Annotated in this window: 17 protein-coding genes; 6 read left to right on the top strand and 11 right to left on the bottom strand. The window is 69.6% G+C overall.

The features are described 5' to 3' along the window. Positions 1–19: 19 nt before the first annotated feature. The 7 genes from AC36XV_RS07750 to AC36XV_RS07720 form a co-directional block, all read right to left on the bottom strand. The gene (locus tag AC36XV_RS07750; RefSeq protein WP_492203109.1) at positions 20–724 is read right to left on the bottom strand and encodes an ATP-binding cassette domain-containing protein; all 705 of its coding nucleotides are present in this window, start codon (positions 722–724) and stop codon (positions 20–22) included. Further along, a complete protein-coding gene (locus tag AC36XV_RS07745) occupies positions 721–1,041 on the bottom strand; it encodes a hypothetical protein (protein WP_492203108.1) in 321 nt (106 codons plus the stop codon). Before AC36XV_RS07745 ends, AC36XV_RS07750 begins: the two co-directional genes overlap by 4 nt. A gap of 115 nt (positions 1,042–1,156) precedes the next feature. Next, complete coding sequence (locus tag AC36XV_RS07740) at positions 1,157–1,906, bottom strand: SDR family NAD(P)-dependent oxidoreductase (protein WP_492203107.1); 750 nt, start codon at positions 1,904–1,906, stop codon at positions 1,157–1,159. Between the two features lie 35 nt (positions 1,907–1,941). Next, on the bottom strand, positions 1,942–2,322 hold the full coding sequence (locus AC36XV_RS07735; RefSeq protein WP_492203106.1) for a VOC family protein: 381 nt from the start codon (positions 2,320–2,322) through the stop codon (positions 1,942–1,944). 137 nt (positions 2,323–2,459) lie between these two features. Beyond that, on the bottom strand, positions 2,460–3,650 hold the full coding sequence (locus tag AC36XV_RS07730; protein ID WP_492203105.1) for a TolB family protein: 1,191 nt from the start codon (positions 3,648–3,650) through the stop codon (positions 2,460–2,462). Then, positions 3,647–3,922 carry a NifU N-terminal domain-containing protein gene (locus AC36XV_RS07725; RefSeq protein WP_492203104.1) on the bottom strand — a complete coding sequence of 92 codons (276 nt, stop codon included), beginning with the start codon at positions 3,920–3,922 and terminating at the stop codon, positions 3,647–3,649. Before AC36XV_RS07725 ends, AC36XV_RS07730 begins: the two co-directional genes overlap by 4 nt. A 121-nt stretch (positions 3,923–4,043) precedes the next feature. Continuing rightward, complete coding sequence (locus AC36XV_RS07720) at positions 4,044–5,411, bottom strand: aspartate aminotransferase family protein (RefSeq protein ID WP_492203103.1); 1,368 nt, start codon at positions 5,409–5,411, stop codon at positions 4,044–4,046. Between the two features lie 119 nt (positions 5,412–5,530). Here AC36XV_RS07720 and AC36XV_RS07715 point away from each other — a divergent pair, with 119 nt between their 5' ends. Continuing rightward, a complete protein-coding gene (locus AC36XV_RS07715; protein ID WP_492203102.1) occupies positions 5,531–6,265 on the top strand; it encodes an SDR family NAD(P)-dependent oxidoreductase in 735 nt (244 codons plus the stop codon). Further along, a complete protein-coding gene (locus tag AC36XV_RS07710) occupies positions 6,262–6,561 on the top strand; it encodes a hypothetical protein (protein WP_492203101.1) in 300 nt (99 codons plus the stop codon). The genes AC36XV_RS07715 and AC36XV_RS07710 overlap by 4 nt, the downstream gene beginning before the upstream one ends. Positions 6,562–6,572: 11 nt before the next feature. On the opposite strand, the gene AC36XV_RS07705 is transcribed toward AC36XV_RS07710, so the two are convergent. Both AC36XV_RS07705 and AC36XV_RS07700 read right to left on the bottom strand, forming a co-directional pair. Further along, positions 6,573–6,782: a hypothetical protein gene (locus tag AC36XV_RS07705; protein ID WP_492203100.1), complete on the bottom strand. Its 210-nt coding sequence runs from the start codon at positions 6,780–6,782 to the stop codon at positions 6,573–6,575. Between the two features lie 17 nt (positions 6,783–6,799). Continuing rightward, the gene (locus AC36XV_RS07700) at positions 6,800–7,099 is read right to left on the bottom strand and encodes a hypothetical protein (RefSeq protein WP_492203099.1); all 300 of its coding nucleotides are present in this window, start codon (positions 7,097–7,099) and stop codon (positions 6,800–6,802) included. 32 nt (positions 7,100–7,131) lie between these two features. On the opposite strand from AC36XV_RS07700, the gene AC36XV_RS07695 reads away from it, so the two are divergent. The 4 genes from AC36XV_RS07695 to argH are packed head-to-tail and all read left to right on the top strand — an operon-like array spanning position 7,132 to position 10,881. Further along, positions 7,132–7,737: a DUF3566 domain-containing protein gene (locus AC36XV_RS07695; protein WP_492203098.1), complete on the top strand. Its 606-nt coding sequence runs from the start codon at positions 7,132–7,134 to the stop codon at positions 7,735–7,737. Between the two features lie 4 nt (positions 7,738–7,741). Next, positions 7,742–8,167: a DUF2203 domain-containing protein gene (locus AC36XV_RS07690; protein WP_492203097.1), complete on the top strand. Its 426-nt coding sequence runs from the start codon at positions 7,742–7,744 to the stop codon at positions 8,165–8,167. Between the two features lie 28 nt (positions 8,168–8,195). Beyond that, positions 8,196–9,476, top strand: a complete 1,281-nt coding sequence (locus AC36XV_RS07685) for an argininosuccinate synthase (protein WP_492203096.1) — start codon at positions 8,196–8,198, stop codon at positions 9,474–9,476. A 37-nt stretch (positions 9,477–9,513) separates the two neighbouring features. Further along, positions 9,514–10,881, top strand: coding sequence for an argininosuccinate lyase (gene argH / locus AC36XV_RS07680; RefSeq protein WP_492203095.1), 1,368 nt, complete (start codon positions 9,514–9,516; stop codon positions 10,879–10,881). 45 nt (positions 10,882–10,926) lie between these two features. Here the strand turns inward: argH and AC36XV_RS07675 are convergent, their stop codons facing one another. Both AC36XV_RS07675 and AC36XV_RS07670 read right to left on the bottom strand, forming a co-directional pair. After that, positions 10,927–12,174: a 4-hydroxy-3-methylbut-2-enyl diphosphate reductase gene (locus AC36XV_RS07675; protein ID WP_492203094.1), complete on the bottom strand. Its 1,248-nt coding sequence runs from the start codon at positions 12,172–12,174 to the stop codon at positions 10,927–10,929. A gap of 71 nt (positions 12,175–12,245) precedes the next feature. Further along, the coding region (locus AC36XV_RS07670; RefSeq protein WP_492203093.1) for a phytoene/squalene synthase family protein at positions 12,246–12,873 on the bottom strand (628 nt) is incomplete at its 5' end.

The raw sequence follows: 12,873 nt of genomic DNA, 5'->3' as shown, positions 1-12,873 counted from the left end.
GGCGGGAAGCCAGGGTCCGTCAGTCGGCCCGTGACCCGAGGTATTCCCGCCGGAACTGGTGGTGGGCTCGGGCTTCGTCCGGTGTGCCGATCCCGTGCGTCGTGCCCGCGGTCATCCAGATCACGTCGTCGGCCACGCTGAGCAGGTCCCGCACTTCGTGGCCCGTGATCAGCACGCCGGCGCCCCGCGCGGCCATCTCCCGGAACATGCCGAGGACCAGGGAGCGGTCCTTCGGTTCGATTTCCGTCAGAGGCTCGTCCGCCACGAGGCAGCGGGGCTTTCTCACGAACGCGAGGGCCAGGTCCGCGCGTCTCCGCTCGCCCCCGGACATGGCGTCCGGATGGGACGACAGCTGCGGACCGAGCTCGAGGCGCTCGATCGCTTCTTCCGGATCCGCGCCCTCGAACCTCGACCCGATCACCCGGAGCTGGTCGGCCAGTCGGAGCCGGCGGGACAGCAGGTTCCGGTCGGGCACGTAGAACAGGCCTCGCGGGGCCAGGCGCCACAGCGCCGGGCGGCGCACGTGCGCCCCGTCGAAGCGGACGACGCCCTGTTCCGCCCGGCAGAAGCCGAGCGCGCATCGGAGAAGGGTGGTCTTCCCGCACCCGTTCCGGCCGAGGAGAACGGTGATCCGGCCGGGCCGGGCCCACGCGGTGGCCGTCTTCAGCACTCGATGCCCGCCGAAGGCCTTCACGAACGAGTCGGCGAGGAAGACGGTGTTCATGGGATCAACGGCCTCACGATGGGACGAAGGAAGGCGCCGGCGAAGTGTCCGGTGAGCAGTTCGAGGATGAGCGTGATCGCCAGGACGGTGGAAGAGATCACGAGTGGAGAGAATCCCAGGTTCTCGTACAGGAGTCGCTCGTGAAACACGCGGATGTCGACCCACACGAGAGCCAGGGTGACGAGGCAGACGATCACGACCTCCCGGGGCGCGAAGGTCGCGAGGCCGGCCGCGACCGCGATCACCACCCGCACGAGCAGCCACAAGAGAACGGTGTTCCGGACCAGCCGGATCGTCAGCGACCCACCGGGCGGCATGGACCCTCCTGTCCTGGACTCATGGACCTTCAGGAGGCTGGCCGGTTCGGGTCAAGCGGGCGTCATGCGGGGCACGGTCAGCCCGTCGCCGACTCTTGAGATCGGGGCGGGCTCGTCAACGCATCCCGCGGTGCTGGCCGCCATCGACGCACAGGCACTCGCCTGTGATCCAGGCGGCTCGCGGCGACACCAGGAATACGGCAGCGTCGGCGATCTCCTCCGGAGTCCCGAGCCGACCCCAGGGGATCGAGGCCCGGACGCTCTCGTAGAGCTCGGGCTGCTGCTCTCTGACCGTCGACCAGACTCCCCCGGGAAAATCCACCGACCCCGGAGCGATCGCGTTCGCGCGAATCCCTCTCGGAGCGAGCATCACCCCGAGCTTCTTGGCATGGGCGATGAGCGCCGCCTTGGCGGCCGTGTACCCGAAGTCCGGTGAGGGATCGGCTTCCAGTCCGGAGATGGAGGACACGAAGAGGATCGAGCCACCGCCGGATTCCTCCATCCAGGGCACGACCTGTTCCGCGGCCCGAACGCCTGCCATCAGATCCACCTGCAGACTGGCCTCCCAGTCGGCCAGCGTCGGCCCGAGGGCGAGCGCGGACGCGTTGTGCACGAGCACGTCCACGCCTCCGAGTGCCTCGCGGACCGCGTCGAGGAAGGCGCGCAGCGCGACCGGGTCACCCACGTCGCAGGTCCGGGCAAAGGCCTGAACGCCGAGGGCGGAGATCTCGGACTCCGTGGTCCGAAGAGCTCCTTCGTTTCTCGCGCAGATGGCGACGTTGGCGCCCTCCGCGGCGAGCCCGAGCCCGATCGCGCGGCCGATGCCCCGGCTCCCTCCGAGCACGACACAACTGCGGCCCTTCAATTCGAGGTTCAGAATTCCTCCTCGCGTTGCTCTTTTCAGCTCCTCGAGTGGAGCCCGATGCGGTTCCCTTCGCTGTCTTCCATGAAGGCGACGAACCCGTACTCGCCGATGCTCATCTTCTCCAGGAGCGTCTTCCCGCCGTTCGCCTCCGCGCGCTCGAGAGTGGCCTCGATGTCGGGAGCGGTCAGATACGGGAGGGTTCCGGCTTGCGAGGGCTCGTAGGTCTCGCCGAGGCACAGGGCGCCGGACGCGCCGGTGCCGTCCTCCTTCATCGGAAACCATGCCATGGTGAGCCCGCCCATCTCGTGCACCGGAAGCTCGTCGAACTCGAACACGGTCTCGTAAAACGCCTTCGCCCGGTCCAGGTCGGAGACGGGAATCTCGATCCAGCCGAACGGATTGTGGTCTGCGGGCATCGTCGTCACCTCCTCCAGTGCGGATTGCGCCGGCGCGTCGCACGGACGCGCCCCCACGGACCACGAAAGAAAAGAGGCCCGCCGAACGCAAGGTCGACGGGCCCCTCCCTCCGCGAAACGCGCCGCTGGCGCGTCGCTCAGTCCACCCAGTCGGCGATGAACAGGTTGGTCTCGCGCGGCAGCTCGTTCCCCCGGTTCGAGGCGAAGATCAGCTTCGTCCCGTCCGAATTGAACATCGGGAAGCCGTCGAAATCGCCCGCGTAGGTGATCCGCTCCAGCCCGGTCCCATCGATGTTGATGGCGTACAGGTCGAAGTCGGGTACCCTCGGGCTCTCGGCGTCCATGTTGGACGAGAAGATGATCCGCTCGCCGTCCGGGAAGAAGTACGGCCCGAAGTTGGCCCGGCCGTTGTCGGTCAGCTGACGCTTGTTCGAGCCGTCCGCGTCCATCACGAAGATGTCGAGCTGGGAGGGACGGATGAGGCCCTGCGCCAGGAGGCGCTGGTAGTCCTCGAGCTCCTCGCCCTCGGGGTGGCTGGCTCGGTAGACGATCTTCGTCCCGTCGTACGAGAAGAACGGGCCGCCGTCGTACCCGGGCTCGTTCGTCAGCCGGGTCAGCTCCGACCCGTCCGTCCGCATCTTGTAGATCTCGAGGTCGCCGTCCCGGGCGGAGGTGAACACGATCCACTCCCCGTCCCGCGACACCGTGGCCTCCGCGTCGTAGCCGGGGGCGTCCGTGATCCGGGTCAGATTCGAGCCGTCGGCGTCGGCCGTGAAGATGTCGTAGTCCTCGTACAGGGCCCACACGTACCCCTGCGACATGTCGGCCTCGGGCGGGCACTCATCGCCGCCCAGGTGGGTCGAGCCGTAGACGATCATCTCGTTGCCGGGGAAGAAGTAGCCGCAGGTGGTGCGGCCGAGGCCCGTGCTCACCAGGCTCAGCTCCGAGCCGTCGGGATGCATCGTGTACTGCTGGTCGCAGCTCGCCCCGCGCGGGGTCGCCTGGAACATGATCCACTGGTCGTCGGTGCTCCAGTACGCCTCGGCGTTCTGTCCGCCGAAGGTGAGCTGCGTCAGCGACGCGAAGTGGGTCTCCCGCTCGTCGATCAGCTCGTCGACCGGGCGCGCACCCGTCGGGAAGGGCGCCTCGGTCGTGAAGGCCGCTTCCGCCACCGCCCCGGCTCTCGCCGCCTCGATGCTGTCCGCCTCCGCCTCGGCGAGCGCCGCGGCCTCTCGGGCGGTCTCGGCACTGCACGCGCCGAGTGCGAGCGCGAGCAGGCCCGCGACCGACAGGGGTCCCGCGCTCCGGATGCCGCGGGTTCGAATCATGAGTCCAGCGCTTCTTCTATGGTGCACGTGATGTCCTCCACGATGTCGTCCCATGCCACCGCGTCCGCCTTGGTCACGGTGATGAAGTTGTCCACGATGAGGAGGGCGCGGACGCCGTCCACCTCGAACAGGCGCTTCGCCAGCTCGTCCTCCGCCGCCTCCGCGGCCGCGAAGTACGAGCGGCTGTCCGACCCGAGCGAGGCGCCGCTCACCACGAACTTGGCCGCGTTCGGGTTGGGCGTTCCCTCCACTGTGATGTCGATCTGAGACATCCGACCGGCTCCTCTTCTCTTCCCGTCCCTGGAAAACGGGGGCGGGAATGTATCGCCCGGCGGCGATCGCGTCATCTTTTCGTGGTTCGGCGGTCCGCGCCACCGGCTACGACCCGATCGCTCAGGCGGCCTCGGACAGGATCTCGTCCAGCACCGCGGTGGCCATTCGAGCCAGGTCGTCGCCGAGGGACAGGGGGGGCGAGAGCGAGATCACGTTTCCGGCCGGTCCGCCAGCCAGGAGGATCCAGCCACGCCGCAGCGCCTCCGTCACCACCCGTCCGGCGAGGCCCAGGTCGGGCTCGCGGCTCACCGGATCGGACACGAGGTCGATGCCGATCATCAGACCTCGACCCCGTACGTCAGCCACGCTCTCGTGTCGGGACAGCGTCTCTCGCAGCTCGCCGATCCAGCGCTCTCCCAGCTCCGCCGATCGCCCGACCAGGTCGTGGCGCTCGATCTCCTGCAGCGAGGCCACCGCGGCCGCGCAGGCCAGCGGGTTGCCGAGGAACGTCGACGTGTGCTTCGCTTCCCCCTCGGATTCCGGCCACGCGTCCATAACCGCCTTCGATCCCAGACACGCCGCGATCGGGAGGGTGGAAGAGAGCGCCTTGCCGACGCACAGGAGGTCCGGTGTCACCCCCTCGTGCTCGCATGCGAACCACCGACCGGTGCGTCCGAAACCGGTATAGATCTCGTCCGCGATCAGAAGCAGTCCGCGATCGCGGCACAGCTCCGCCAGCCCGGACAGGAAGCCGGGTGGGGGTACCACATCTCCGCCTCGCCCCTGGATCGGCTCCACGATCACGGCCCCGACCCGGTCGCCCTCCGTCGACTCCAGGAGCTCGCGCACCCGTGCCACCGCCGAGCCGCCCGGATCGGCCGGGTCGAGATCGGGCGGACGGCGAAACGGGTTCGGATACGGCGCCCGGAGCACATGCGGGTTCAGCTGGTCCTCGAACGGCGAGCGGAAGGTGTCGCGGTCGGTCACGGCGAGGGCCCCGTACGTCAGCCCATGGTACGCCCCGGTGAAGGCAATCACCCCGGGCTTTCCGGTCGCCAGACGGGCGGTCTTGAGCGCCACCTCCACGGCCTCGGCGCCCGAGCAGGCAAGGGTGATCCTGGGACCCGGAATCGGCGACACGGACGCGAGCGTCTCGAGCAGTTTCACCTTCAGGGAGGGCGGGTGGACGTCGCCCATCCCGTGCGGGAGGCGGCCGATCTGGCCGCGCAGCGCCTGCATCACCCGGCGGTTCCGGTGTCCTGCCGCTGCCACGCCGAAACCGCCGGACAGATCCACGTAGCGGTTTCCGTCGGCGTCCCACACGTTGCTCCCCCGGGACTTCTCCCAGAAGATGGGGAAGTCCTCCGCCAGCCACGTCACATTTCGGGACTCGACGAGGGCCAGGCGTTCGGCGAGACGGCGGGACCGGGGCCCGGGCGGCGGGACCCGCATGCGGGGGGGCTGGTTCCAGTCGGTGGGCTCGCTCATGACCCGCGAAGGCTAGCCGCGGCGATCGGGGCCGTCAACGAGCCGTGGACGGGGGGCCGCGCGGCAGAGGCGCAGGACCGGAAGCGAACGATGAATACGGACGAGGGAGAGGGGCGGACATGAAGCTGGAAGGCAAGGTGGCGATGATCTCGGGCGCCTCGAAGGGGCTGGGCGCCGACCTGGCGAGGCGCTTCGCAGAGGAGGGCGCCGCCGTGTCGCTGTGCTCCCGCCGCCTCGAAGGCGTGGCGGAGCTGGCCGCGGAGCTGCGGGAAGACGGGGGACGCGCGATCGCCATCGCGTGCGACGTCACCCGGGAGTCTGACGTGGCGGCCTGGGTCGAGGCGACGCGCGAGGAGCTCGGCCGCGTGGATGTTCTGGTCAACAACGCATCGGTGCTCGGCGAACGCCTCCCGATCCGCGACTATCCGACGGACGTATGGCGGCAGGTGATCGAGGTGAACCTGACGGGCGCGTTCCTGGTCGCGAAGGCCTGCATCGAGCCTCTCGCGGAGACCGGCGGTTCGATGATCCACGTCTCGTCCGGCGTGGGCGACCACGGGCGCCCGAACTGGGGCGCCTACTGCGCGTCCAAGAACGGCCTCGAGGCACTGTCCGAGATGCTGGCCGGCGAGCTGGCGGAGGCCGGGGTCCGGTCGAACGCGGTCGATCCGGGCGCCATGCGCACCACGATGCGGGCAGAGGCGTATCCGGACGAGGATCCGGACTCGGTGCCGACCCCTTACCAGATTTCGGACGTCTTCGTGTGGCTGGCCTCGGACCGGTCGTCGGGCGTGACCGGGCAGAGGTTTCGCGCCCGGGAGTTCGAGTGGCCCGAGACGGACGTGGCCCCATGAGTGCACCGCGCCGGCTGTGGGTACGCTTCCGCCCTGTCGGGCCGGAGGCACAGGACGACTACCGGCTCGCCGCCGTGGCGGCAGGCGAGACGGCGGCCGGGCTCGGAGCGCACTTCTGGGCATTCGAGCTGGACGGTGGGGACGGGTGCATCGAGTTCCTCGAGGGACCGGATGACGCGGGCCTCGAGTCGCTGGACCGGATCGCGGAGCCGTCGCTTCGGGAGGCGGCCGGCGGTGCCGGAACCGCCGGGCTCCGGATCGCGGCGGACGGGCTTCGATGCGGAGAGATTCGCTAGGTCGTCGCCGGCTACTTACGCAGGTACGAGCGGATGAGCAGGATCAGAACGATCCCGCCCACGATGAAATACCAGTACTCCTTGGCCATCTCGACCGGCCAGCGGAGAGCCTGTCGGAAGCCGCGGCCCGCGTCGTCCATCGCTCCCTGGGCGAGGGCGTCCGGGACGTGAAGCAACAGTCCGATGGCGGCCACCGCCCCGGCTCGGCGGAGGACTCTCATACGGTCCCGGGCAAACCCTACCAGTCGTAGACGGTCCACGCGCCGCACTCCTTCTTCGGACAGACCAGCCGGACTCGGAAGGGCGAAGGCCCGCCTCGCGGTGCCGGGTGCCGCTCCACCCTGCGGGTCATCTTCGTCCCGCACCGGGGGCAATCCGGCTCGCCGCCCGGTATGGGCCTGCCGCGGTCCGCCGCCTCGAGCTCGATGGACGCTTCCGGATCCAGAAGCGAGCCCGCCGGAAGGCTGACATCCGGGCGGGAATCCGGACCGGATGTCTCCTCGCTCCCCTTTTCGACGGGTACGTTCTGTTCGCTCATCCTCGCCTGACTTTCGGGTTCCGAAACGCCGGGTGGCCTGGCTCACAATACCGTCCGTTCGGCGCCTGGCGCCACTTCCGGCCGGCCGTGCGGTCACCCGTCCGGCGTGCTATGCTGTCGGCATGCAGGTGGAGATTCGGCGCATCAGCATTCGGTCGGCGTTCAAGCTGGCCATGGTCCTCTACGGCCTCATCGGGTTTCTGGTGGGCCTGGTGCTCGCCGTGGCCACGAGCCAGGAGGCGCCTCCGGGCAGCGAGCCGAATCTGCTCACCCGGATCGGCTTCTGGGCCATCGCGGTGTTCCCGCTTCTGTACGGGCTGGCCGGCGGCATCACCGCCGCGGTCGCCGTGGCGCTCTACAACGCCGGTGCGTCCATGGTCGGCGGGCTGAGGCTCGAGTTCCCGGACGTAGAGCCGGAATCGGACGGACGGGTTCGGGTCGCGGGCCGCGCGGCCCGCTATCTCGAGCGGATGCGTGAGCGGGAGCACCGGCGTCACGAGAAGGAAGCGAAGAAGAAGCGAGCGAGAGACGCGGTGGAGGCGCCGCACGAGCCGGCAGAGCCGCCGGTGAACGAGCCGAAGGAAGCGTCGGCGAAGGAGCCGTCGCCTCCGGTCACGGAAGGCGCAACGGGGGACTGAAGGCATGAAGCGGAAGCGAGACATCCGGTTCTTCACGGTCGAGGAGGCGAATCGCACCCTTCCTCTCGTGCGACGCATCATGGCCGACATCGTGGAGGAGAACGATCGCCTTCAGAAGCTCCTTCCCGCCCTCAAGGAAGCGAGGGGACGGGCGCGTCGAAATCCCGCGGCGATGGAATCCCTCGGACAGCTTCGATCGGAAGTGGCCGAGATCTCGGCGCGACTCGAGGGCTACCTCGAAGAGCTCGGAAAGGTCGGTTGCGTCTTCAAGGGGCCCCAGGGGCTGGTGGACTTCTATTCGATGCGGGAGGGCCGCCCGGTCTTCCTGTGCTGGAGGTACGGAGAGGACGAGATCCGCTGGTGGCACGAGCTCGAGGGCGGCTTCGCCGGCCGCCGGGAGCTGGAGCCCGAGGCGGTGACCTCCGGCTGACGTTACCTACCGGGAGATCAAGGACGAAATGGCCGGATCCCGAAAGATCGCGCTCGCCTACTCGGGCGGGCTCGACACGTCCGTAGCCGTTCCGTGGCTGATCGAACACTACGCGGCCGAGGTCGAATGCGTGGTGGTGGATGTGGGCCAGGGCCTGGATGACCTCGAGGGGATCGAGGCGCGCGCGGCGGCCGCCGGGGCCTCCGGATGCCACGTGGTGGATGTCCGCGACGCATTCGTGGAGGAATTCATCTGGCCCACCCTGCGCGCCGGCGCTGTCTACGGACGCAAGTACCTGCTCGGCACGGCAATGGCCCGCCCGCTCATCGCGCGCGAGGTGGTTCGGGTGGCCCGGCAGGTAGGGGCGACGGGACTGTCGCACGGCTGCACGGGCAAGGGGAACGACCAGGTCCGGTTCGAGCTCACCTTCGCGTGGCTGGCGCCCGACCTCGACGTGATCGCCCCGTGGAGGGAATGGACGATCCGCGGCCGCAGGGACGCAGAGGAGTACGCCCGGAAGGCGGGCGTTCCGCTCCCGCCCGCGAAGACGTCGATGTACTCGCGCGACCGGAACGTCTGGCACATCTCGCACGAAGGCGGTCCGCTCGAGGACCCGACCACGATGCCGGAGCCGGAGATGTTCCTGTTCAGCGCCGACCCCCGCTCCGCTCCGGCCGAGGGCGAGACGGTGGAGATCGGCTTCGAGATGGGCACGCCGGTGTCCGTGAACGGCCAGCGCCTCGCGGGTCTTCCCTTGCTGGAGCGCTTGAACGAGATCGGCGGACGGCACGGGGTGGGCCGCGTGGACCTGGTGGAGGACCGGATCGTCGGCCTCAAGTCGCGCGGCGTGTACGAGACCCCGGGCGGCACCCTGCTCTACGCGGCGCACCGCGAGCTGGAGCAACTGGTGCTCGATCGCCGGACGCTGGAGCTCAAGGACGAGCTCGCCCTGCGCTATGCCCGCCTCGTGTACGAGGGCCGCTGGTGGGGGACCGAGAAGGAGGGCCTCGACGCCTTCGTCGACGTGACGCAGCGTCATGTGAACGGCACGATCTCGCTCTTCCTGTGCCGCGGAAACGTGTCGGTGGCCGGACGTTCCAGCTCGACCGGGCTGTACCGCGAGGAATACGCCACCTTCGAGAGCGGCGACCTGTACGACCACGCCGATGCCACCGGGTTCATCCGCCTGTTCGGGCTCCCCTACAGGCTTGCCGGTCAGGCGCGGCGCGAGGACGCGAAGGAAGCGGGCGCCGTGCCCGAGCCTGCGCCTGAGCCGGAGGAGATGGCCGGCAGCGACTGGCTCGACTGATCCGATGAGCGACCGGGGCAGCGGCGGAGATGACGGAATGCGCCTGTGGGGTGGCCGGTTCGAGGGCGGGCCCGCTGCCGATCTCGACCGGATCAACCGCTCCCTCCCCGTCGACTGGCGCCTGTGGCCGTACGAGCTCGCCGTCGACCGCGCGTGGGTCGCGGAGCTCGCCGCCGCCGGCTGGCTGGAAGAGGAATCGCGGGACCGGATCCTCGCCGGGCTGGACGTGGTCGAGGCGCGGCTGGCCGCCGCCGACGCGTCCGTCGAGCCGGACGAGGATGTCCACACCCTGGTGGAGCGGTGGCTCGCCGAGGAGATCGGAGACGAGGCGAGCCAGGTGCGCCTCGGCCGATCGCGAAACGACGTCGTGGCCACGGACGCGCGCCTGTGGACGCGGGAAGCCTGCGCCCGGGTGGATGCGGCCGTCCGGCGGCTTCAGGAGGCGATGATCGAGGTCGCCGGGCGGGCGGTGGACGTGCCTTTCCCCGCCTTCACACATCTGCAGCGCGCCCAGCCCACCACCGCCGGCCACTGGCTGCTCTCCCATTTCTGGCCCCTCGCCCGGGGCCGGGAACGACTCGCGGACGCTCTCGCGCGGCTGTCGCGCCTGCCGCTCGGGGCCGCCGCCGGGACCGGGACGACCGCTCCGGTCGACCGGGATCGTCTCGCCCGGGCCCTCGGGCTGGACGGGGCGTGCGAGAACTCCCTCGACGCGGTAGGCGCCCGTGACTGGGTCGCCGAAGTGCTGTTCGTCTGGGCCCAGATCGCCAACGACCTGTCACGCCTCGCCGAGGACCTCGTGGTCTACGCGAGCTCGGAGTTCGGTCTCGTCCGCCTCGCCGATGCGTACAGCACCGGATCCAGCCTCATGCCCCAGAAGCGGAACCCGGACGGGGCGGAGCTCGCTCGTGCCCGCGGAGGCACCCTGCTCGGCCTGCTCACCGGGTACATGGCCTCGCTCAAGGGGCTGCCGACGGGGTACAGCAAGGACCTGCAGGAGGACAAGCGCACCCTGTTCGAGGCAGAGGAGGCGCTGACCCGGACTCTCGACGTCCTCGCCGGCACGGTCGGCACCCTGTCGTTTGACGCGGAGCGGGCCGCCGCCTGCGTCACCTCCGCCATGCTGACGGCAGACCTGGCCGAGCACCTGGCCGTGCGCGGGGCCCCGTTCCGGGAGGCGCACGAGGCGGTGGGCCGGCTCGTACGTCGGGCGGAGTCGGAGGACCGGCCGCTGTCGGAATACTCCGGCGCCGAGCTCGCGGGCATCCATCCACTGCTGTCCGATGTGCCGCCCGAGATCTGGGACGTAAACGGTGCGCTGGAGCGCCGGGCAACGAGCGGGGGTAGTGCGCCGGACGCGGTGCGCGAGCAGCTGGAGAAGGCACGGGCCCGGCTCAACGGCTGATCGGGCTGGATCGGACGGCCCCGGCTGCCGGTGCCGGGGACCGGTTCAGGCGAGGGGCTCTGTAGCCTCCCGGGCCATGGAGGGCACGACCTCGACGGGATCCAGGCCGTCCAATCTCAGGATCACTTCCGCCGTTTCGCCGATCAGGCTGTCCGGCGTCGACGCGCCGGCGGTGAGTCCGATCTCCACCGGTCCGTCCGGAAGCCAGTCGCTTGCCTCATCGACTTCCTCGCCGCCTGCCCGCTTGTAGGTGATCACCCCCGTCGCGGGATCGATGCCGAGGGACGACTCGATGTGGAACGTCCGGGTCGACCGGGCGCAGAGAGCGGCCAGGTGGCTCGTGTTGCTGGAGTTGAAACCACCCACCACGATCATCACGTCCGGCGGGTCCTTCATCAGCTCCTTCACCGCGTCCTGCCGGTCCTGCGTGGCCGAGCAGATGGTGTCGAAGCTCCGGAAGCGCTCCGGGAGGGCTTCGTTTCCGTGCCGGTCGGCGATCGCCTCGCCCAGACGGGCCGCGATGGCCAGCGACTCGGAGGCCAGCATGGTCGTCTGGTTCGCCACCCCGATGCGCTGCAGGTCGCTCTCGGGGTCGAAGCCCTCGGAAACCCGGCCGGCGAACGTCTCCAGGACGGCCTCCGACTCCACCTCTCCCCGGATGAAACCGCACAGGAACTCCGCCTCCGACATGTCCCGCACGACGATGTACCGGCCCTCGGGATACTTCAGCACCTGCGAGCTGGTGGCCCGCGTCTCTTCGTGGTAGTGCTTTCCGTGGATCACCGAGGTGAAACCGTCCCGCGCGTAGCTCTCGACCCGCTTCCATACGTGCAGCACCGATCCGCAGGTCGTGTCCACCAGGATGCACCCGATCCCTCGCAGCGTCTCGAGGTCCTGGAGCTGCACTCCGAAGGCCGGGATGATCACCACGTCGTCGGATTCGACGGCGGAAAAGTCGAACGCGCCGTCATCGTCGGGAAACAGGAAGCGCACCCCGCGCTCGCGGAGCTGCTGGTTCACGAGGGGGTTGTGAATGATCTCGCCCACCAGGAAGATCCGACGGTCGCCGAACTTGGTGCACGTCTCGTACGCGTACTCGACGGCACGGTCCACGCCGTAGCAGAATCCGAGGCTGCGGGCCATTCGGAAGGTGAACCGCCCCACCGTCAGGCGGTAGTCGGCCGCCTTGATCGCCTTCACGATCTCGCTGCCGTACGCCTGCGCCAGGAGCGGCTTGACCTGAGCCTTCAAACCGAGGCCGCGCCGGTAGTAGTTGTCGCCGTTGGCTTTCATGGTCCGCTATGGTAACCCGCGGCGCGTCCGGTGTTCAACGTTCCGTGCGTTCCGGAACCGTCGCGCCGCCTTCAAGGACCCTCCGCACTCTCGCCGGTCACCGCGGCGACGAGGAACGCGGCCCGCTCGTCGGCCAGCGACACGACGTCGGCTCCGTCCCTCGGAGCCGCGCCCGGCCACGCGCTCCCGCCGGAAACGAGGGCCCGCGCGACGAGCACCCCCTTCTCCGCCTTCCCCGTCCATGTCCGCCGGGTGACGCTGTCGTACTCCGCCCGGCGGATGCCGCGCCCGATCCGAGCGTAGATCAGGGCCGCTGCCCGAATCGCCGGACGGCAGGGGGCCGGGAGCCGCCGGATTCCGGGCCATGCGGCGGCGTACAGCGCATCCGCGTCTTCGAGCAGGGATCGGACGACGTCTCGCACCGGCGGGGAAGGCTCCGGGGCCGCGAGCCAGGAATCGACCTCCACACCGGCCTGCTCCAGAGCATCGATCGGCAGGTATACCCGGCCGGACCGTGCGTCTTCTCCCACATCCCGGGCGATGTTGGTGAGTTGCATCGCCACCCCGAGCCGGCACGCCGCCGTCAGGGTCTCGGCGTCGCGCCGTTCCATCACCAGCGTCATCATGGCCCCGACCGTGGAGCCCACCCGCACGCAGTAGTCGAACACCTGCGGCCGCGACGCGAAGCGCCGATCCGCC

Source organism: Candidatus Benthicola sp. (assembly GCF_058719085.1).
The sequence above is the reverse complement of the archived record's forward strand: the minus strand, read 5'-3'. Positions and strand labels throughout refer to the sequence as shown.

Bases quoted from the DNA above. Each gene is read 5' to 3' on its own strand.
- AC36XV_RS07725 (WP_492203104.1), bottom strand. From the start codon at position 3,922: ATGTCTCAGATCGACATCACAGTGGAGGGAACGCCCAACCCGAACGCG.
- AC36XV_RS07720 (WP_492203103.1), bottom strand. From the start codon at position 5,411: ATGAGCGAGCCCACCGACTGGAACCAGCCCCCCCGCATGCGGGTCCCG.
- AC36XV_RS07715 (WP_492203102.1), top strand. From the start codon at position 5,531: ATGAAGCTGGAAGGCAAGGTGGCGATGATCTCGGGCGCCTCGAAGGGG.
- AC36XV_RS07705 (WP_492203100.1), bottom strand. From the start codon at position 6,782: ATGAGAGTCCTCCGCCGAGCCGGGGCGGTGGCCGCCATCGGACTGTTG.
- AC36XV_RS07745 (WP_492203108.1), bottom strand. From the start codon at position 1,041: ATGCCGCCCGGTGGGTCGCTGACGATCCGGCTGGTCCGGAACACCGTT.
- AC36XV_RS07675 (WP_492203094.1), bottom strand. From the start codon at position 12,174: ATGAAAGCCAACGGCGACAACTACTACCGGCGCGGCCTCGGTTTGAAG.
- AC36XV_RS07685 (WP_492203096.1), top strand. From the start codon at position 8,196: ATGGCCGGATCCCGAAAGATCGCGCTCGCCTACTCGGGCGGGCTCGAC.
- argH (WP_492203095.1), top strand. From the start codon at position 9,514: ATGCGCCTGTGGGGTGGCCGGTTCGAGGGCGGGCCCGCTGCCGATCTC.
- AC36XV_RS07700 (WP_492203099.1), bottom strand. From the start codon at position 7,099: ATGAGCGAACAGAACGTACCCGTCGAAAAGGGGAGCGAGGAGACATCC.
- AC36XV_RS07750 (WP_492203109.1), bottom strand. From the start codon at position 724: ATGAACACCGTCTTCCTCGCCGACTCGTTCGTGAAGGCCTTCGGCGGG.
- AC36XV_RS07690 (WP_492203097.1), top strand. From the start codon at position 7,742: ATGAAGCGGAAGCGAGACATCCGGTTCTTCACGGTCGAGGAGGCGAAT.
- AC36XV_RS07710 (WP_492203101.1), top strand. From the start codon at position 6,262: ATGAGTGCACCGCGCCGGCTGTGGGTACGCTTCCGCCCTGTCGGGCCG.
- AC36XV_RS07735 (WP_492203106.1), bottom strand. From the start codon at position 2,322: ATGCCCGCAGACCACAATCCGTTCGGCTGGATCGAGATTCCCGTCTCC.
- AC36XV_RS07730 (WP_492203105.1), bottom strand. From the start codon at position 3,650: ATGATTCGAACCCGCGGCATCCGGAGCGCGGGACCCCTGTCGGTCGCG.